The following is a 17,562-nucleotide window of genomic DNA, read 5'->3' as shown; positions in this document are numbered from 1 at the left end:
TCAGGCTTAGAACCTGGTTCCTTTTAAGTTGCTTGATTACATGATGTGAAGAACATGTGCCACAATACCCACTGCGAAAAGGGCAAGGATAATAGTGATTGGAGATACTTTTTTCTTAAGCAAGTACATGCAAAGTAAAGTAAGGAGTAGTCCTGATAGTCCAGGAATCAACATATCCAAGTTTTGTTGGAAAGTAGTAACTTTTTCAGGTGTTTGAGACAATCCTTGTCCTACTTGTGCGAATGCTTCTTGGATACCTTTAGATCCTTCTGGCAATTTATCCCAATGGATATAAGCCTTTTCATCTAGTTGAACTTTGGAAACATCGAAAGCAAATTTAATATTTACCCAGCGTTGAACAAGGACAGCAAGAATGAACATCCCAAGGATAGAAGCACCTTTAGTGATGTCTTGAAGGATGCCGCCAGACATATCTTTAGTGATTTCTGATCCAGCCTTGTATCCAATCTCTTGAACATACCACAAGAATGACATACGAATCAAGTTCCATGCAACAAAGAAGAGGAGTGGGCCCAAGATATTGCCAGTAAGGGCAAGTGAAGCACCGAGAGATCCAAGGATTGGGCGTACTGTAAACCAGAATACTGGGTCACCGATACCAGCAAGAGGTCCCATCATACCGATTTTAACCCCTTGGATAGCAGCGTCATCGATTTCCACACCGTTAGCACGTTCTTCTTCAAGTGCAAGAGTAACCCCCATGATTGGAGCAGCTACGTATGGATGAGTGTTGAAGAACTCAAGGTGACGCTCAAGAGCAGCGATTTGATCTTCTTTTTTAGTATAGAGTTTTTTGATAGCTGGAATGAGTGTATAAGCCCAGCCCAAGTTTTGCATCCGTTCAAAGTTCCAAGACCCTTGTAAGAAGGTTGAACGCCACCAAACTTTTTTACGATCTGATTTAGTTAATTGAAGTTTTTCAGTCATGATGTTTTCAGTCCTTTCTTATCTTAGTAGTCTTCTAGGATATCGCCGATTGGGTCGTTAGAAGTTGCGGCTCCTCCGCCACCATTTCCACCAGTTTTAGAAAGGTGAAGGTAGATAAGAGCGATAGCAACACCGATAGCACCGAATCCGATTAGAGTAATGTCTGATACGGCAGCAAGAACGAAACCAAGAGCGAAGAATGGCCATACTTCACGAGTTGCCATCATGTTGATAACCATGGCGTAACCAACGGCAACGACCATACCACCACCGATAGCCATACCATCTTTGAGCCAGTCTGGCATGGCACTAAGGATACTTTGTACAGTTTCAGTTGGTACCATAAGGAGAAGAGTTGCAGGAAGCGCGATACGAAGTCCTTGGAAAAGTAGCGCAATAAAATGCGCACGCTCCACAGCGCCGAAGTCACCTTTTTTAGCGGCAGCATCTGCAGTATGAACCAAACCAACTGAGATTGTACGTACAATCATAGTTAAGAATAGACCAGCAACGGCAAGAGGGATAGCAACCGCTTGGGCAACACCGATACCTGTCTTAGTAAAGTCACCACCAAGAACCATGATAATGGCAGCAGCGACAGAAGCAAGTGCAGCATCAGGAGCGATAGCAGCACCGATATTTGACCAACCAAGGGCAATCATTTGAAGCGATCCACCGAGGATAATCCCTGCTTCCAAGTGACCTGTTACAAGCCCAATAAGGGTACAGGCTACAAGTGGTTGGTGAAATTGGAATTGGTCGAGGACACCTTCAAGACCTGCAAGGAAGGCTACAACGACTACTAAAACCATAGAAATAATAGACATCTTTAAAATCCTTTCATAAATAATGGCTTATTTGACATTGGCTTTGTTAATCAAGTCAAACAAATCTTTTTTAGAATCATTTGGTACTTTACGGACATCGAATTCAACACCGAGGTCACGCATTTTTTCAAATGTAGCAACGTCTTCTTTGTCCATAGACAAAACAGTATTGACTAATGTTTTACCTGTTGAGTGAGCCATTGATCCTACGTTAAGAGTCTTGATTGGCACGCCGCCTTCGATGGCACGAAGGGCATCTTGAGGTGTTTCAAACAAGATAAGGGCATGTGTTTCTCCAAAACGTGGGTCTTTTGAAACCTCAATCAATTTTTGAATTGGAACCACGTTAGCCTTGACATTACCTGGAGCTGCTTGTTTAATCAATTCTTTACGAAGGTCGTCTTTAGCTACGTTATCTGAAGCAACGATGATACGGTCTGCTTTTGAATCTGGAGTCCAAGCAGTTGCAACCTGGCCGTGAAGTAGACGTGTGTCAAGACGGGCAAGATTGATTTTCAATTTACCGTCTCCGATGACAGTTCCTTCTGGGATAGCAGCTTGGGCAACTGGAGTAGCTGCAGCGCTTGCTACTTCCTCAACTGGGTTTAGCTCTTCTGGAAGAGCCTTGATGCCATCTTTGGCTTCTTTAATAATATTCGCAGCGACTTTTTCTACACCTGCAGCAGCGTCCATCAGGCGCTCTGTGTAGGCTTGAATTAACATCGGTAAATTCAAGCCTGTGATGATGGCAAACTTACGTTCAGGATTTTCTCCCATCACGCGACTAGCTTGGTTGAATGGAGATCCACTCCAAAGGTCAGCCAAAACTAGAACCTCATCTTCTGCGTCAAATGCAGCAACAGCGTTATTAAACTTAGCGTATAGATCATCAGGACCTTCATTTGGCATAAAGGTTACAACTTGAACCTTTTCTTGTTCACCAAAGATCATAGATCCTGACTGATGAATACCCGCAGCAAATTCGCCGTGGCTCGCAATAATGATTCCGATACTCATTATTGTCATTCCTCCTTTGTTTTAGTTTTCGTTTAAGAAAACTTTAAGACTTTTTAAGTATAAACCGTTTTCATATAAAAAGCAACTATTTATCATAAAAAATTAAAAAGCTTTTATTTGCAGATGTTGATATATTGAGTTTTTGAGGAGTAATCTTGAATTCTTATTTAAAAATTTAATAAAAAAGTTGGAAGAAGTTTCCAACTTTTAAAATAGGTTTCTTAGATTAGTGGGTGAAGTCGAGTACCATACGTCCTTGGATTTGCCCTTTTTCCATTTCGTCGAAAATGGCTACGGCATCTTCTATTGGACGTTTTTGAACAACTGGAACTACTAAACCTTCTGCCCCGAATTGGAAGGCTTCTTCCAAGTCTTTACGAGTTCCAACAAGAGAACCGATGACTTGGATTCCATCTAGAACGGTTTTGACGATGCTGAGTTCCATCATTTCAGAAGGAAGACCAACAGCGACGACGCGACCACCAGCACGAACTGAGTCAACAGCCTGGTTGAAGGCAACTTTAGACACAGCAGTTACAACAGCTGAATGAGCTCCACCATCTGTTTTTTCTTTGATGAGTCCTGGTACATCATCAACTTCTAGGCCGTTAATAACAATGTCAGCACCTACTTCTTTTGCAAGGGCAAGTTTGTCATTGTTGATATCAACTGCGATGACATGAGCATTGAATACTTTTTTAGCGTATTGAACAGCGAGGTTACCAAGTCCACCTGCACCGTAAAGGACAACCCATTGACCTGGTTCAACTTTTGCTTCTTTAATCGCTTTATAGGTTGTTACGCCAGCACATGTGATAGAAGAAGCTTGGGCTGGATCAAGTCCGTCAGGAACTTTGACAGCATAGTCAGCAGTTACGATACACTGTTCAGCCATACCACCGTCTACTGAGTAGCCAGCATTTTTTACTGTACGGCAAAGGGTTTCGCGACCAGTTGTACAGTATTCGCAAGTACCACATCCTTCAAAGAACCAAGCAACGCTGACGCGGTCACCGACTTTAAGGCTTTTCACATCTGGGGCAATTTCTTTAACGATACCAACACCTTCGTGACCTAGGACACGTCCTGGTACCTGACCGAAGTCGCCATGGGCAACGTGGAGGTCAGTGTGGCAAACACCACAGTATTCAATTTCTACAAGTGCTTCCCCAGTTTCAAGTGGGCGGAGTACTTTTTCTTCAACAGCAACACCAGTGCTTTCTGGATTTACAACAACAGCTTTCATAGCTATCCTCCTTTATATTGACCGAGAACAGGGACAACGGGACTGGATTGATTTTGTGTCAACAGAGTCGAGTGTGACGAGCTCTCTTGTATTTATATGTGAAGTATATCACAAAAGAAAGCCTTTTCCAAGGTTTTGGAGGCAAAAAGTAGAACAATCGATTAACTGGTTGATGAGACTGTGAAAAGAACACAAAGACCAGCTCGCAAGCTGGTCAGTATGGACTATAAGAATAAGTCTTGTAGGGTTTTGGCAACTCCATCTTGGTCATTGGTCAGGGCAATTTGCTCGTCGGCATAAGGGAGTAGCTCTGGGTTGGCATTTTTCATGGCATAGCCCTTTCCAGCAAAAGCGAGCATTTCGGTATCATTGTGTTCATCTCCAAAGGCAATCAAATCCTTTTTGTCGCGGTTCATTACCTTGAGCAAGTAGTCCAAAGCAAAGGCCTTATTAACTCCTTTGGGTGTACACTCAAGGATATTGAGCGGACCTCCCCAGGTATTGATAGACAGTTGATGCTGGTAGAAGGCGTTCATTTCTTTTGCCAAGGCATACTTGTCACTGGCTCTGGTCTGCAAGAGAATACAGTTAGGATCCTTGGTTACCAACTCAGGCTGGAATTGATCTTCAGGCTGGAAAGCTTCTACACCAAATAGTTTGGGATTGGCAATTTCTTCATTAGGATTTGTAATGTAGAATTTTTTACGATATTCTCCAGCGATAAAATCGGCTTGAATATCCTCTGAACGTCGAACCATGTCTAGCAGATATTTTTTGTCTACAGTTAAACACTTTTCAAAATCCCAAACTTGGTCTGGTAAATGAGTAAGGGAGCCGTTGAAATTAATCATAGGAGTGTTTAAGCCTAGTTCACGGTAAAAATCTTTTGACATGCGGTAAGGGCGCCCTGTCGTAATAATAACTTGATGGCCTTTTTCAGTAACTTTTTTGATGGTTTTTTTGGTAAAGTCAGAAATTTGACTGTCTGAGTTGAGCAGGGTTCCATCCAGGTCTAGTGCAATAATTTTTTTCGTCATATGAACCTTTCTAGTGTCTTTCCAGATAAGATGTCTTCTATTATAACAAAAAGCAGACAGAAAAGCAGATTCCAAACAAAAAATGAAATTCCATCAAATTCTTAAATAAATTAAACAAAGATATTGAAAAAGTGAATGATAAATGATATAATTCTATTATTGTTCGTAAAAATTAAAAGGAGATTGATAATGGACAAATTATTTAAACTAAAAGAGAACGGTACAGACGTTCGTACAGAGGTTCTCGCTGGTTTAACAACTTTCTTTGCAATGAGTTATATTCTCTTTGTAAACCCACAAATTCTTTCGCAAACAGGAATGCCTGCTCAGGGTGTGTTTCTCGCAACGATTATTGGTGCAGTAGCAGGTACCTTGATGATGGCCTTCTACGCTAACTTACCTTATGCCCAAGCGCCAGGTATGGGACTGAATGCCTTCTTTACCTTCACAGTCGTATTTGGGCTTGGTTATTCATGGCAAGAAGCCCTAGCTATGGTCTTCATCTGTGGGATTATCTCATTGATTATTACCTTGACAAATGTTCGTAAAATGATCATTGAATCGATTCCAAACGCCCTTCGCTCAGCTATTTCAGCTGGTATTGGTGTCTTCCTTGCCTATGTAGGGATTAAGAATGCTGGACTTTTGAAATTTACGATTGATCCAGGCAACTATACGGTTGTAGGAGAAGGGGCTGACAAAGCTCAAGCAACGATTGCAGCAAATGCTTCAGCAGTTCCAGGCTTGGTCAGCTTTAATAATCCAGCTGTTTTGGTGGCTCTTGCAGGACTTGCTATCACAATTTTCTTTGTTATCAAAGGAATTAAAGGGGGAATTATCCTCTCTATCTTGACAACAACTGTTCTTGCTATCGCAGTTGGTTTGGTAGATTTGTCTAGTATCGATTTTGCTAATAACCATGTTGGTGCAGCTTTTGAAGACTTGAAGACAGTCTTTGGTGCAGCTCTTGGTTCAGAAGGTTTGGGAGCTTTGATTTCAGATACAGCTCGCTTGCCTGAAACTCTGATGGCTATTCTTGCCTTCTCATTGACAGATATTTTTGACACAATTGGTACCTTGATCGGTACAGGTGAAAAAGTTGGTATCGTAGCGACAAATGGTGAAAATCACCAATCAGCCAAGTTAGACAAGGCTCTTTACTCTGACTTGATTGGTACTTCAATTGGTGCCATCGCAGGTACTTCGAACGTAACGACTTATGTTGAGTCTGCTGCTGGTATTGGTGCAGGTGGACGTACTGGTTTGACAGCCTTGGTTGTAGCTATCTGTTTTGCGATCTCAAGTTTCTTTAGCCCACTTCTAGCGATTGTACCAACAGCCGCTACAGCTCCAATCTTGATTATCGTTGGGATTATGATGTTGGCTAGCTTGAAAAATATCCATTGGGACGATATGTCTGAAGCGGTTCCTGCTTTCTTCACATCTATCTTTATGGGATTCAGCTACTCTATCACTCAAGGGATTGCAGTTGGTTTCTTGACTTACACTTTGACTAAGCTTGTCAAAGGTCAAGCTAAAGATGTTCACGTCATGATTTGGATTTTGGATGCCTTGTTTATCCTTAACTATATCAGCATGGCCTTATAATAGAATGACCCAGGGGGGATTTCCCCCTTTTTTTAATACAAAGTCTAGGAGATGAATGATGGAAGAGAAAAGTATGTGGAAAGAATTGTTGAATCGTGCAGGCTGGATTTTAGTCTTTTTGCTAGCGACAATTCTATATCAGATTCCTTTAGCAGTTACTGCTATTTTAACTTTAAATGCAGTACCACTGTTACAGTCAGGACTGATAGTTGCTGGTCTTTCGATTGTAGTGTTGGCACTATTTATTTTTGGAGCTCGTAAAACGCAGTTAGCAAGTTTTAATTTTTCTTTTTTTAGAGCTAAGGACCTAGCACGATTGGGATTAAGTTATTTAGTCATTATCTGTTCAAATATACTTGGTTCTATCTTGTTACAACTGTCAAATGAGACGACAACAGCTAACCAGTCTCAGATTAACGATATGGTCCAGAATAGTTCTTTAATTTCCAGTTTCTTCTTGTTGGCCTTGCTTGCTCCAATTTGTGAGGAAATCTTGTGTCGGGGAATTGTTCCTAAAAAGATTTTCCGAGGAAAAGAGAACTTGGGATTTGTAGTCGGTACGATTGTGTTTGCTTTATTGCATCAACCAAGTAATTTACCTTCTTTATTGATCTATGGAGGAATGTCAACTGTGCTAACTTGGACAGTTTATAAAACCCAACGTTTGGAAATGTCTATCTTGCTTCACATGATTGTGAATGGGGTTGCTTTCTGTTTGTTGGCTCTTGTGGTGATCATGAGTCGGACATTAGGGATTTCTGTTTAAGATTTTTGACAATTGCTTACTTGTTTCTATTGGGAAAAAAGATGAATGCAATCGTGTCCATCTTTTTCTTTTTATGGTAAAATAGAGAAATAATATGGTGAAAAGCCTTGAGGGAGTGACCGATATGTCAACTAAAGTAAATCATGCAAAGACAGCTATTTGCGGAATTATCAATGTAACCCCAGATTCCTTTTCGGATGGTGGTCAATTTTTTGCTCTTGAGCAGGCACTCCAGCAGGCTCGTAAATTGATAGCAGAAGGGGCTAGTATGCTAGATATCGGCGGAGAATCGACTCGGCCGGGAAGTAGCTATAGCTATGTTGAGATAGAAGAGGAAATCCAGCGTGTTGTTCCAGTGATTAAAGCGATTCGCAAGGAAAGTGATGTCCTCATCTCTATTGATACTTGGAAGAGTCAGGTAGCAGAAGCTGCTTTGGCTGCTGGTGCCAATCTAGTTAATGATATCACTGGTCTTATGGGTGATGAGAAAATGGCGGAGGTGGTTGCTAAGGCTGGTGCGAAAGTGGTCATCATGTTTAATCCAGTTATTGCTCGACCTCAGCATCCTAGCTCGCTCATCTTTCCTCATTTTGGTTTTGGACAAGCTTTTACAGAGGAAGAGTTAGCTAACTTTGAAAAATTGCCAATCGAAGAGTTGATGGAGACTTTCTTTGAACGTGCACTAGCGAGAGCAAATCAAGCTGGAATTGCACAAGAAAATATCCTGTTGGATCTAGGAATTGGCTTTGGTCTGACCAAGAAAGAAAATTTGCTTCTTTTACGGGACCTGGATAAACTACATCAGAAGGGCTATCCAATCTTTCTTGGAGTGTCGCGCAAGCGGTTTGTCATCAATATTCTTGAAGAAAATGGTTTTGAAGTCAATCCTGAGACAGAACTTGGTTTCCGCAATCGAGATACGGCTTCGGCTCATGTAACTAGTATTGCTACAAGACAGGGTGTAGAAGTGGTGCGCGTGCATGACGTAGCTAGTCACAGGATGGCAGTTGAAATTGCCTCCGCTATTCGTCTGGCTGATGAAGCGGAAAATTTAGATTTAAAACAATACAAATAAGATGAAAGAATTTGAAAACAATCAGTGGATTGCTAACTACCGGACGGATCAACCGCATTTTGGCTTGGAACGAATGGTGGAACTGTTAGCTTTGCGTGGCAATCCCCATCTCAAACTCAAGGTCATCCATATCGGAGGAACTAACGGCAAGGGTTCGACCATTACTTTTTTGAAAAAGATGCTAGAAAAGCTAGGGCTGAGAGTTGGCGTGTTTAGCTCGCCCTATCTCATTCATTACACAGACCAGATTAGCATCAATGGGGAATCTATCCCAGAAGCTAGGCTAGAAGCCCTCATGGCAGACTATCAGTCTTTGCTGGAGGCGGGAGCAGCCGCTAGTTTACAGGGCACAACCGAGTTTGAGATTATCACAGCCATAGCCTATGACTACTTTGCTTCAGAGCAAGTAGATGTGGCTATTATGGAAGTCGGCATGGGTGGTCTTTTAGATAGTACCAATGTCTGTCAGCCCATTTTGACAGGAATTACGACTATTGGATTGGACCATGTGGCCCTACTTGGTGACACCTTGGAGGCCATAGCAGAGCAGAAAGCTGGTATTATCAAACAAGGTATTCCTTTGGTGACAGGTCGTATCGCTCCAGAAGCTTTGGCTGTGATTGACCGCATTGCGGAAGGGAAAGATGCGCCGAGACTTGCCTACGGGACAGATTATCAGGTTCGTCATCAAGAAAGTGTGGTGACAGGGGAAGTCTTTGACTATACCAGTTCTGCCAGACGAGGTCGCTTCCAGACAGGTTTACTTGGCTTGCACCAGATAGAGAATGCTGGGATGGCCATAACTTTACTTGATGCTTTTTGTAAAGAAGATGGTCGAGAACTAGCAAGCAATCACTTGCTTGCTCAAGCTCTGGAAGAAATAAGATGGCCAGGGCGTCTGGAAATCGTGTCAAGAGATCCCTTGATGATCTTGGATGGAGCCCACAATCCCCATGCTATCAAGGCTTTATTAGCAACCTTGCAAGAACGCTTTGCGGATTATCGTAAGGAAATCCTCTTTACCTGTATCAAAACCAAGGCCTTGGAGGATATGTTGGACTTGCTGGGGACCATGCCAGATACCGAGCTTACTCTGACACATTTTGACGATAGTCGGGCGACTGATGAAAGCGTGCTGGAAGAGGCAGCTAAGTCTAGAAATCTCAGCTACCAAGGTTGGCAGGATTTTCTAGAGCAGAAATTGACAGATAAAAAAGAAGAGAAAAAAACAGTTAGGATTGTCACAGGTTCCTTGTATTTCTTGAGCCAAGTGAGAGCCTATCTGATGGAGAGGAAAAACGAGAATGGATACACAAAAGATTGAAACAGCTGTAAAAATGATTATCGAGGCTGTCGGAGAGGACGCTAACCGCGAGGGCTTGCAGGAAACACCTGCTCGTGTAGCCCGTATGTACCAAGAGATTTTTTCAGGTCTTGGTCAAACAGCGGAGGAACATTTGTCAAAATCCTTTGAGATTATTGACGATAATATGGTGGTAGAAAAGGATATTTTTTTCCATACCATGTGTGAACACCACTTCTTGCCATTTTATGGTAGAGCGCATATTGCCTACATTCCAGATGGTCGTGTGGCAGGCTTGTCTAAGCTAGCCCGTACGGTTGAAGTTTATTCGAAAAAACCACAAATTCAAGAACGGTTGAATATCGAAGTAGCCGACGCCTTGATGGAGTATCTAGGTGCTAAGGGAGCCTTTGTTGTCATTGAAGCAGAACATATGTGTATGAGCATGCGTGGTGTCAGAAAACCAGGCACTGCAACCTTGACGACAGTAGCTCGTGGTCTATTTGAAACAGATAAGGACCTTCGAGATCAGGCTTATCGTTTAATGGGACTATAATACTCTTCGAAAATCAAATTCAAACCACGTCAGCTTCCATCTGCAACCTCAAAACAGTGTTTTGAGCAGCCTATGGCTAGCTTCCTAGTTTGCACTTTGATTTTCATTGAGTATAAAAAAAATCCGCTTGAAGCGGATTTTTCGAGAAAGGAATCATTATGGATCAACTGCAGATTAAGGATTTGGAAATTTTTGCCTATCATGGTCTTTTTCCCAGTGAGAAGGAATTGGGGCAGAAGTTTGTCGTTTCAGCCATCCTATCCTATGATATGACCAAGGCGGCTACAGACTTGGATTTGACAGCCTCTGTCCATTATGGAGAATTGTGTCAGCAGTGGACGACTTGGTTTCAGGAAACCACTGAGGACTTGATTGAAACGGTAGCCTACAAACTGGTAGAACGTACCTTTGAGGCCTATCCTCTTGTCCAAGAAATAAAGCTGGAACTGAAAAAACCTTGGGCGCCAGTGCATTTGCCGCTAGATACTTGCTCGGTAACCATTCATCGTCGCAAGCAACGAGCCTTTATCGCCCTAGGAAGCAATATGGGAGATAAACAAGCAAACTTGAAGCAAGCAATTGAGAAAATGCGAAATCGAGGTATCCATATTCTCAAAGAGTCCAGTGTCTTGACGACGGAGCCTTGGGGTGGTGTGGAGCAGGATAGCTTTGCTAATCAGGTGGTTGAGGTAGAAACATGGTTGCCCGCACCAGTCTTGTTAGAGACCTTGTTAGCCATTGAGTTAGAGATGGGACGGGTGAGAGAAGTGCATTGGGGACCTCGTTTGATTGATTTGGACTTGCTCTTTGTAGAGGATCAGATCCTTTATACAGACGACCTCATCCTGCCTCATCCTTACATAGCGGAACGCCTTTTTGTCCTTGAGTCCTTACAGGAAATTGCGCCTCATTTTATCCATCCGACATTAAAGCAACCGATCCGTAACTTGTATAATGCTTTGAAAAAATAAAAAAAACTCTAGTTTTCAGTCGTTTGCAACTGAAGGCTAGAGTTTTTATACTCTTCGAAAATCAAATTCAAACCACGTCAGCGTCGCCTTACCGTAGGTATGGTTACTGACTTCGTCAGTTCTATCCACAACCTCAAAACAGTGTTTTGAGCAACCTGCGGCTAGCTTCCTAGTTTACTCTTTGATTTTCATTGAGTATTAAAATAGGTCATTTTCTTCTGGGAGGAGGATAGTTTCTCTACCATCCATGTCTAAAACCAAGACTCTCGGGGGATAAAGAGGGTCAAAGGGATGGTTAAAATCAAAATCAATGGCTGTAGGGAGGTGTTGACTTGAAAAGTGGAAGGTAATTTTTCCTTGGTTATTGAGCAATTGAAACTCGAGTTCCTCCTCCAATTTAAAGACATTTTTTAAGAAGTGGTCGATGATATACCAAAAAGAGTCAATAACGTCATCAGGCAAGCTGGTAACAATGCCAAAACTAGCTGACCGCATGTGGGTATTGGTAAAAGCCATATTTCTACCCCCTTTCTTTCCCTTATCATACAGCAAATAGGATTAAAAATCAAGAAAAGGTGATTTTTTGAAAAGGATTTTAGCTACAGGGAAAAATTCCCAAAAATCTACCGAAGTTACGTTTAGAAAAATATTTTTCATATCTATTGACTTTTAGGGGTGAAATTTGGTATTATAGTAGGCGGTATTGTTTACCCCATTTGAAAGGCCCCGGAACCTTCCAAATACTTTTCGATGGGAAGGAACACCCATCACCGTAAACAAAAATCGAACTATATATAGGAGAAATCATGAACAAAACAACATTTATGGCTAAACCAGGCCAAGTTGAACGTAAATGGTACGTAGTTGACGCAACTGATGTACCACTTGGACGTCTTTCTGCAGTAGTTGCTAGCGTACTTCGCGGAAAAAACAAACCAACATTTACACCACACACTGATACAGGTGACTTTGTGATTGTTATCAATGCTGAAAAAGTTAAATTGACTGGTAAAAAAGCAACTGATAAAATCTACTACACTCACTCAAACCACCCAGGTGGATTGAGACAAATCTCTGCAGGTGAACTTCGTTCTAAAAATGCAGTACGTTTGATCGAGAAATCAGTTAAAGGTATGCTTCCACACAATACTCTTGGACGCGCTCAAGGTATGAAGTTGAAAGTATTTGTTGGAGCCGAGCACACTCACGCTGCACAACAACCAGAAGTTCTTGACATTTCAGGACTTATCTAAGGAAAGGAACAATAAAGTATGTCACAAGCACAATATGCAGGTACTGGACGTCGTAAAAACGCTGTTGCACGCGTTCGCCTTGTTCCAGGAACTGGTAAAATCACTGTTAACAAAAAAGATGTTGAAGAGTACATCCCACACGCTGACCTTCGTCTTGTCATCAACCAACCATTCGCAGTTACTTCAACTGTAGGTTCATACGACGTTTTCGTTAACGTTGTAGGTGGTGGATATGCAGGTCAATCAGGAGCTATCCGTCACGGTATCGCTCGTGCCCTTCTTCAAGTAGACCCAGACTTCCGCGATTCATTGAAACGCGCAGGACTTCTTACACGTGACTCACGTAAAGTTGAACGTAAGAAACCAGGTCTTAAGAAAGCTCGTAAAGCATCACAATTTAGTAAACGTTAATTCGAGAGAATTACTATACTTACAAAGAGCACCTTTCGAGGTGTTCTTTTTATACTTTCTTACTAAATTGGTGCAATTGACACAGTTGTTGCGACTTTAGTCGCTTACAAATATGGCTGCAATCTGACAAGGTCTGTTGCTCAAAACGTTAATCAATACGATTATATCAAGGTTTTAAAGTACTAAAAAGTTTACCTTATTGTTGGTTTTTATACTCTTAAGAAATCAAAAGCAACATAAGTCGTCATTCTAAAATCAGTATTTGGAGTTGTATGAGATAAGTTTTTGAGTTTGGTATTTGATTTTTGTTTAGTCTTACTTCGTTTTCCCCTGAAGTTAAGTTCTTACTCAGCATCATTAGTTAAAAAGGAAAAAGAATGCGTTTTATCTTTGGATTTGAGGTTTATAAAATAGGATAAAAGTGTTGAAATTTAGATATTACAGACAAAATAAAATATTTAAAAGCTACAGAGAAACATGGTATAATGTAACTAAAGGAGGTAGCATATGTCCTTAGATATAGATATAGATATAGATATAGATAAAGAAAAGATGACAATCATGGGAGTAGCTTTTGAAAACCGATCTGTTTTTAAGAGTGTTTGGTATGCTTTAAGTACAAATATGATTGAAGGATGGCGACCTACGGTTAGTGATGTTGAAAAATTACGAGATGAAGCTCTTGCTCTGGGGATGGCTTGATGAAACGTAAATGTTAGGAGTCTTATGACTATATTGATCCGAATAATTTATATACCTATCCGGGTTCTTCAGTTCTAAGAAATAAGCAGGAAGGAAAAAAGCACGCGAGCTTGAATATCGTATGATTGCTAGTAAGAGTTTGAAATTATTTATCAATCCTATCTTAGAAAGGTTGAAAAGGGATAATTCTTTAATAACATCTTGATTTGTTAAAAGATATTTTGTCCACTACATTTTTTCAATTGAGTATTATTTGTCATAGATAGAACATTGCATTCAGAATAACGAAAAACGCATCAAAAATGGTGCGTTCTGTTTTTATGCTACATAAAAGGAGGACAACAAATTGAAAATTTTTAAGGGAGAGTTTTATCGAATCTCTGTATTAACAGACAAGTTAGTAAGGTTAGAATACTCTCAAACTGGAAGTTTTGAGGATAGAACGACACAACTTATCTACAATAGAGATTTTGGTCAAGTTTCGTTAGATTATATCGAGACATCAAGCGTACTAGATATTATGACGGACTATTTTCATCTGCACTTTAATAAAGGAGAATTTAACGCCGAAAATTTATTTATAGAATTAAAAGGAAATTTTGCCGTATATGGTAGTCGCTGGTATTTTGGTGAATCTATTGAAACGTTAAAAGGAACAGCTCGGACTCTGGATGAGGCAGATGGAGCAATCTCGTTAGAAGATGGAATTATTAGCCGAAATGGTATAGCCTTATTGGATGATTCTCAAGGATTTATTTGGGATGAACAGTCTGGTTATATTGAGAGAGAAAATCAAATTGATCTCTATTTCTTTGCCTATGGGCATGATTATAGAGGAGCAATCAGAGACTTTTACCATTTGACTGGTTCAACACCCTTGTTGCCAAGATATGCTTTAGGCAATTGGTGGAGTAGGTATTGGCCTTATACGTCAGATGAATACTTGGATTTAATAGACAGATTTGAAACAGAGAACATTCCATTATCTATCGGTGTTTTAGATATGGATTGGCATATAACTGACATTCCAGCTCGTTTTGGAAGTGGCTGGACAGGATATAGTTGGAATAAAAACTTAATACCTAATCCAGAACAGTTATTGCAACAACTTCATGATAGAAAGTTAAAACTCTCCTTAAATGTCCATCCTGCTGATGGTATACGGGCTTATGAAGAAGCTTATCCTCGAGTCGCCAAACGATTAGGGTTAAATGTAGAATTAGAAGAACCTGCTATTTTTGATTTTTTTAATCCCTCTTTTAGGGAAGCCTACTTTAAAGATGTTCATTATGAGCTAGAAAAGCAGGGAGTAGATTTCTGGTGGATTGACTGGCAACAGGGGACTCAAGGCATGTTGGATCCACTGTGGCTTTTAAACCATTATCACTATCAGGATAGTTGTAAAAATGCAGAAGGTGGTTTGATTTTATCAAGATATGCAGGTCCTGGTAGTCATCGCTACCCTGTTGGTTTTTCAGGGGATACTATTATTAGTTGGAATTCCTTAAGATTTCAACCTTATTTTACAGCGACAGCATCAAATATCGGTTATAGTTGGTGGAGCCATGATATTGGTGGGCACATGCTGGGGGATTATGACGAAGAGCTACAAACTAGATGGCTACAGTTTGGTGTTTTTAGTCCGATTACTCGCTTACATAGTTCTAGAAGTCCCTTCAATAGTAAAGAACCTTGGTTTTTTTCAGAAACAACATCTAAGATTATGAAGAAATACCTTCGTTTGAGACATCAGATGATTCCATATCTATACACTATGAATGTACAGACACATGAGGAAGGTGCCACATTAATTAGCCCAATGTATTATTTCTACCCAGAGAATGATGAGAGCTATAATGTCCCAAATCAATACTTTTTTGGAACAGAACTGATGGTGGCTCCCGTTGTAGAAAAGATGGATTTGGCATTCCAATCTGCAAAAGTGGATGTATGGTTCCCTGAAGGTGAATGGTATGACTTCTTTTCAGAGAAAAAATATACAGGTGGTGTGAAGTTGAGTGTTTATAGAGATATTTCGACGATACCTGTGTTCGCAAAAAGTGGTGCAATCATTCCCTTGGTTGGTTCTGAGATAGATATGGGTGTTGATTTACCTGAAGTTGTAGATTGGTATGTATTCCCAGGCAAGCAACATTCTTTTGAAATGATTGAAGATCAAAATGGTCAAAGATATAAAACAAGATTATCAATCGATTGGGAAATGGGAATGGTAGAGTTGGCATTACAAGGAGATTCTAGTATCGTTCCAAGCAATAGAAAACATAGAATTCATTTTAAAGGAACGAATGTGTCTATGATTGAATTGCCAAATAAGAATGATACAGCTAGATTTGAATGTAAAGATAATAAAACAATATCTTTAAATGATGAAGTTTTTAGACTACTAAAGACGGCTTCTCTTCCATATGAATTAAAAGATAGATTGTTAAATCAATTCATCAATGCGAAAAATTCTCATGAGTTAATGAATATCTTGCATCATCAGGATAAGGAATTGAGAGGGCGTTTGTTGGAAATGATATTTACTAATGAAAACTAATTGAGATAATTAGAAAGTCATTTGTTTAGTGTATATGAAGCTTCGGTATGGTATTTGTTATCATTGGTCACATTGAAAATGTGAAATAAGCACCTACAACATAGACTTTACAACACTTCATGTTTCATATCATGGGGTGTTTTTCTATTTAAGTCAAAGCCCATCAAAAAATCTCACTATTCATCAGGCTAAAAGAAACCTAATCATAGTGAGATTGTGAAATTATAGTAGGGTTTGTATGGCCTCTTCAATTTGTTTGGGGTCTGTTTTTGAAGAGAAGCGTTCAAAGACCTGCCCATCACGACCGATGAGAAACTTAGCGAAATTCCATTCAATTCGTTTTCCTAGTGGGCCAGATTTTTGTTCTTTCAACCAAACATAGAGAGGGTCTGCCTCCTTGCCGTTGACCTTGATCTTGGCAAAGCGTGGGAAAGTGGTTTGATAATGTAGGCTACAGAAGGCGTTGATTTCCTCTGCGCTACCGGGTGCTTGCCCCATAAACTGATTGCAAGGAAAGTCTAAAATCTCAAAACCTTGTTCTTGATAGCGGTCATAGAGTTCTTGAAGTCCCTGGTACTGAGGCGTTAAACCACATCCAGTAGCAGTGTTGACAACCAAGAGAACTTTCCCACGATAGGCATCTAGTGGAGTTTCTTGCTTGTCTTGGTTCAAGACTGAAAAATCGTATAGTGTAGTCATTGATTGCTTTTCTCCTTCTGTTTGGTATTTTTAGGAGTTTTCTCCTCTTGTAGTGATAGAAATCCGTAGGTCAGGGTTCCAAAAATGCTGCCGATAATCAGACCGTACATTAGGAAAGGACCACTTTTATCGAATTGCATGAGCAACTTCACAAAATCTGAAAAGGACATCTGCTGAACGAAGACTTTATGAAAGATGAGTAGGGTAAAGAGGCCAACCTGAAGACCGATAAACACAACCCAGCTTCGAAATTTGATTTGGGCTTTGCTGTAGGTTTTGAGGATGATTTCTGACTTGTCATCCTTTTCAAGATGAAGCTCTTGGACGGCTTTTTGAGCTTTTATACTCATGAACAAAATGAGTCCAAAATAGATGTAGGGCATAACATTTCGAACAATTTCTATAAAGCTTCCGAACAAAATATAGAATAGGAAGAGAATGAAGGAAGAGTAAAAGATTTGGATCATGGAACGGGCGCAAGCCTTGTAGATAACCTCTTGACGGCATTCATCAAAAGGACCCTGAATGTGAAAGAAATTTCGAAGTAGGCGAGTGGTTAAGTCTTCTTTTTTCATGCTAGTAA

At 40.5% G+C, this 17,562-nt stretch carries 18 protein-coding genes; 10 read left to right on the top strand and 8 right to left on the bottom strand.

The window, feature by feature from the left end:
* Positions 1 to 36: 36 nt before the first annotated feature.
* From HWX15_RS03580 to HWX15_RS03560, 5 genes are all read right to left on the bottom strand, one after another.
* Positions 37 to 948, bottom strand: a complete 912-nt coding sequence (locus HWX15_RS03580; RefSeq protein ID WP_061642936.1) for a PTS system mannose/fructose/sorbose family transporter subunit IID — start codon at positions 946 to 948, stop codon at positions 37 to 39.
* A gap of 23 nt (positions 949 to 971) precedes the next feature.
* On the bottom strand, positions 972 to 1,775 hold the full coding sequence (locus HWX15_RS03575; RefSeq protein WP_175880308.1) for a PTS mannose/fructose/sorbose transporter subunit IIC: 804 nt from the start codon (positions 1,773 to 1,775) through the stop codon (positions 972 to 974).
* Positions 1,776 to 1,802: 27 nt separating this feature from the next.
* Positions 1,803 to 2,792 carry a PTS sugar transporter subunit IIB gene (locus HWX15_RS03570; protein WP_175880452.1) on the bottom strand — a complete coding sequence of 330 codons (990 nt, stop codon included), beginning with the start codon at positions 2,790 to 2,792 and terminating at the stop codon, positions 1,803 to 1,805.
* Positions 2,793 to 3,018: 226 nt separating this feature from the next.
* Positions 3,019 to 4,038, bottom strand: a complete 1,020-nt coding sequence (gene adhP, locus HWX15_RS03565; protein WP_000649181.1) for an alcohol dehydrogenase AdhP — start codon at positions 4,036 to 4,038, stop codon at positions 3,019 to 3,021.
* A gap of 224 nt (positions 4,039 to 4,262) precedes the next feature.
* Entirely contained in the window at positions 4,263 to 5,075 is an 813-nt protein-coding gene (locus HWX15_RS03560; RefSeq protein ID WP_175880307.1) for a Cof-type HAD-IIB family hydrolase, read from the bottom strand.
* Between the two features lie 189 nt (positions 5,076 to 5,264).
* On the opposite strand from HWX15_RS03560, the gene HWX15_RS03555 reads away from it, so the two are divergent.
* From HWX15_RS03555 to folK, 6 genes are all read left to right on the top strand, one after another.
* Complete coding sequence (locus tag HWX15_RS03555; RefSeq protein WP_000359264.1) at positions 5,265 to 6,683, top strand: NCS2 family permease; 1,419 nt, start codon at positions 5,265 to 5,267, stop codon at positions 6,681 to 6,683.
* 58 nt (positions 6,684 to 6,741) lie between these two features.
* The gene (locus HWX15_RS03550) at positions 6,742 to 7,449 is read left to right on the top strand and encodes a CPBP family intramembrane glutamic endopeptidase (RefSeq protein WP_175880306.1); all 708 of its coding nucleotides are present in this window, start codon (positions 6,742 to 6,744) and stop codon (positions 7,447 to 7,449) included.
* A 94-nt stretch (positions 7,450 to 7,543) separates the two neighbouring features.
* Positions 7,544 to 8,524, top strand: coding sequence for a dihydropteroate synthase (folP, locus tag HWX15_RS03545; RefSeq protein ID WP_175880305.1), 981 nt, complete (start codon positions 7,544 to 7,546; stop codon positions 8,522 to 8,524).
* Position 8,525: 1 nt separating this feature from the next.
* Complete coding sequence (locus HWX15_RS03540; protein ID WP_175880304.1) at positions 8,526 to 9,848, top strand: bifunctional folylpolyglutamate synthase/dihydrofolate synthase; 1,323 nt, start codon at positions 8,526 to 8,528, stop codon at positions 9,846 to 9,848.
* Positions 9,829 to 10,383, top strand: a complete 555-nt coding sequence (gene folE, locus HWX15_RS03535) for a GTP cyclohydrolase I FolE (protein WP_004247172.1) — start codon at positions 9,829 to 9,831, stop codon at positions 10,381 to 10,383. The genes HWX15_RS03540 and folE overlap by 20 nt, the downstream gene beginning before the upstream one ends.
* Positions 10,384 to 10,541: 158 nt before the next feature.
* On the top strand, positions 10,542 to 11,354 hold the full coding sequence (gene folK / locus HWX15_RS03530) for a 2-amino-4-hydroxy-6-hydroxymethyldihydropteridine diphosphokinase (protein WP_175880303.1): 813 nt from the start codon (positions 10,542 to 10,544) through the stop codon (positions 11,352 to 11,354).
* A 198-nt stretch (positions 11,355 to 11,552) separates the two neighbouring features.
* On the opposite strand, the gene HWX15_RS03525 is transcribed toward folK, so the two are convergent.
* Positions 11,553 to 11,870: a DUF960 domain-containing protein gene (locus HWX15_RS03525; protein WP_175880302.1), complete on the bottom strand. Its 318-nt coding sequence runs from the start codon at positions 11,868 to 11,870 to the stop codon at positions 11,553 to 11,555.
* A 290-nt stretch (positions 11,871 to 12,160) separates the two neighbouring features.
* On the opposite strand from HWX15_RS03525, the gene rplM reads away from it, so the two are divergent.
* The 4 genes from rplM (at position 12,161) to HWX15_RS03505 (ending at position 16,280) form a co-directional block, all read left to right on the top strand.
* Complete coding sequence (gene rplM / locus HWX15_RS03520; RefSeq protein ID WP_175880301.1) at positions 12,161 to 12,607, top strand: 50S ribosomal protein L13; 447 nt, start codon at positions 12,161 to 12,163, stop codon at positions 12,605 to 12,607.
* 18 nt (positions 12,608 to 12,625) lie between these two features.
* Positions 12,626 to 13,018, top strand: coding sequence for a 30S ribosomal protein S9 (rpsI, locus tag HWX15_RS03515; RefSeq protein ID WP_000075973.1), 393 nt, complete (start codon positions 12,626 to 12,628; stop codon positions 13,016 to 13,018).
* Positions 13,019 to 13,525: 507 nt separating this feature from the next.
* Positions 13,526 to 13,720 (top strand): hypothetical protein, encoded by a 195-nt coding sequence (locus HWX15_RS03510; protein WP_175880202.1) that lies wholly within the window; start codon positions 13,526 to 13,528, stop codon positions 13,718 to 13,720.
* 346 nt (positions 13,721 to 14,066) lie between these two features.
* A complete protein-coding gene (locus HWX15_RS03505) occupies positions 14,067 to 16,280 on the top strand; it encodes a glycoside hydrolase family 31 protein (protein ID WP_175880300.1) in 2,214 nt (737 codons plus the stop codon).
* A 222-nt stretch (positions 16,281 to 16,502) separates the two neighbouring features.
* Here HWX15_RS03505 and HWX15_RS03500 read toward each other — a convergent pair whose 3' ends face one another.
* Positions 16,503 to 16,979, bottom strand: a complete 477-nt coding sequence (locus HWX15_RS03500; protein ID WP_175880299.1) for a glutathione peroxidase — start codon at positions 16,977 to 16,979, stop codon at positions 16,503 to 16,505.
* Positions 16,976 to 17,554 (bottom strand): DUF3278 domain-containing protein, encoded by a 579-nt coding sequence (locus HWX15_RS03495; RefSeq protein WP_175880298.1) that lies wholly within the window; start codon positions 17,552 to 17,554, stop codon positions 16,976 to 16,978. The genes HWX15_RS03500 and HWX15_RS03495 overlap by 4 nt, the downstream gene beginning before the upstream one ends.
* Positions 17,555 to 17,562: the final 8 nt, after the last annotated feature.

Origin of the sequence: Streptococcus thalassemiae (genome assembly GCF_903645285.1) — a bacterium.
Lineage (GTDB): Bacteria > Bacillota > Bacilli > Lactobacillales > Streptococcaceae > Streptococcus > Streptococcus thalassemiae.
Note: the sequence above shows the minus strand (reverse complement) of the source record. Positions and strands in the feature narration are given on the sequence as shown.

Coding starts and splice junctions, on each gene's coding strand:
- HWX15_RS03580 (WP_061642936.1), bottom strand. CDS start 948: ATGACTGAAAAACTTCAATTAACTAAATCAGATCGTAAAAAAGTTTGG.
- HWX15_RS03575 (WP_175880308.1), bottom strand. CDS start 1,775: ATGTCTATTATTTCTATGGTTTTAGTAGTCGTTGTAGCCTTCCTTGCA.
- HWX15_RS03570 (WP_175880452.1), bottom strand. CDS start 2,792: ATGAGTATCGGAATCATTATTGCGAGCCACGGCGAATTTGCTGCGGGT.
- adhP (WP_000649181.1), bottom strand. CDS start 4,038: ATGAAAGCTGTTGTTGTAAATCCAGAAAGCACTGGTGTTGCTGTTGAA.
- HWX15_RS03560 (WP_175880307.1), bottom strand. CDS start 5,075: ATGACGAAAAAAATTATTGCACTAGACCTGGATGGAACCCTGCTCAAC.
- HWX15_RS03555 (WP_000359264.1), top strand. CDS start 5,265: ATGGACAAATTATTTAAACTAAAAGAGAACGGTACAGACGTTCGTACA.
- HWX15_RS03550 (WP_175880306.1), top strand. CDS start 6,742: ATGGAAGAGAAAAGTATGTGGAAAGAATTGTTGAATCGTGCAGGCTGG.
- folP (WP_175880305.1), top strand. CDS start 7,544: ATGGTGAAAAGCCTTGAGGGAGTGACCGATATGTCAACTAAAGTAAAT.
- HWX15_RS03540 (WP_175880304.1), top strand. CDS start 8,526: ATGAAAGAATTTGAAAACAATCAGTGGATTGCTAACTACCGGACGGAT.
- folE (WP_004247172.1), top strand. CDS start 9,829: ATGGATACACAAAAGATTGAAACAGCTGTAAAAATGATTATCGAGGCT.
- folK (WP_175880303.1), top strand. CDS start 10,542: ATGGATCAACTGCAGATTAAGGATTTGGAAATTTTTGCCTATCATGGT.
- HWX15_RS03525 (WP_175880302.1), bottom strand. CDS start 11,870: ATGGCTTTTACCAATACCCACATGCGGTCAGCTAGTTTTGGCATTGTT.
- rplM (WP_175880301.1), top strand. CDS start 12,161: ATGAACAAAACAACATTTATGGCTAAACCAGGCCAAGTTGAACGTAAA.
- rpsI (WP_000075973.1), top strand. CDS start 12,626: ATGTCACAAGCACAATATGCAGGTACTGGACGTCGTAAAAACGCTGTT.
- HWX15_RS03510 (WP_175880202.1), top strand. CDS start 13,526: ATGTCCTTAGATATAGATATAGATATAGATATAGATAAAGAAAAGATG.
- HWX15_RS03500 (WP_175880299.1), bottom strand. CDS start 16,979: ATGACTACACTATACGATTTTTCAGTCTTGAACCAAGACAAGCAAGAA.
- HWX15_RS03495 (WP_175880298.1), bottom strand. CDS start 17,554: ATGAAAAAAGAAGACTTAACCACTCGCCTACTTCGAAATTTCTTTCAC.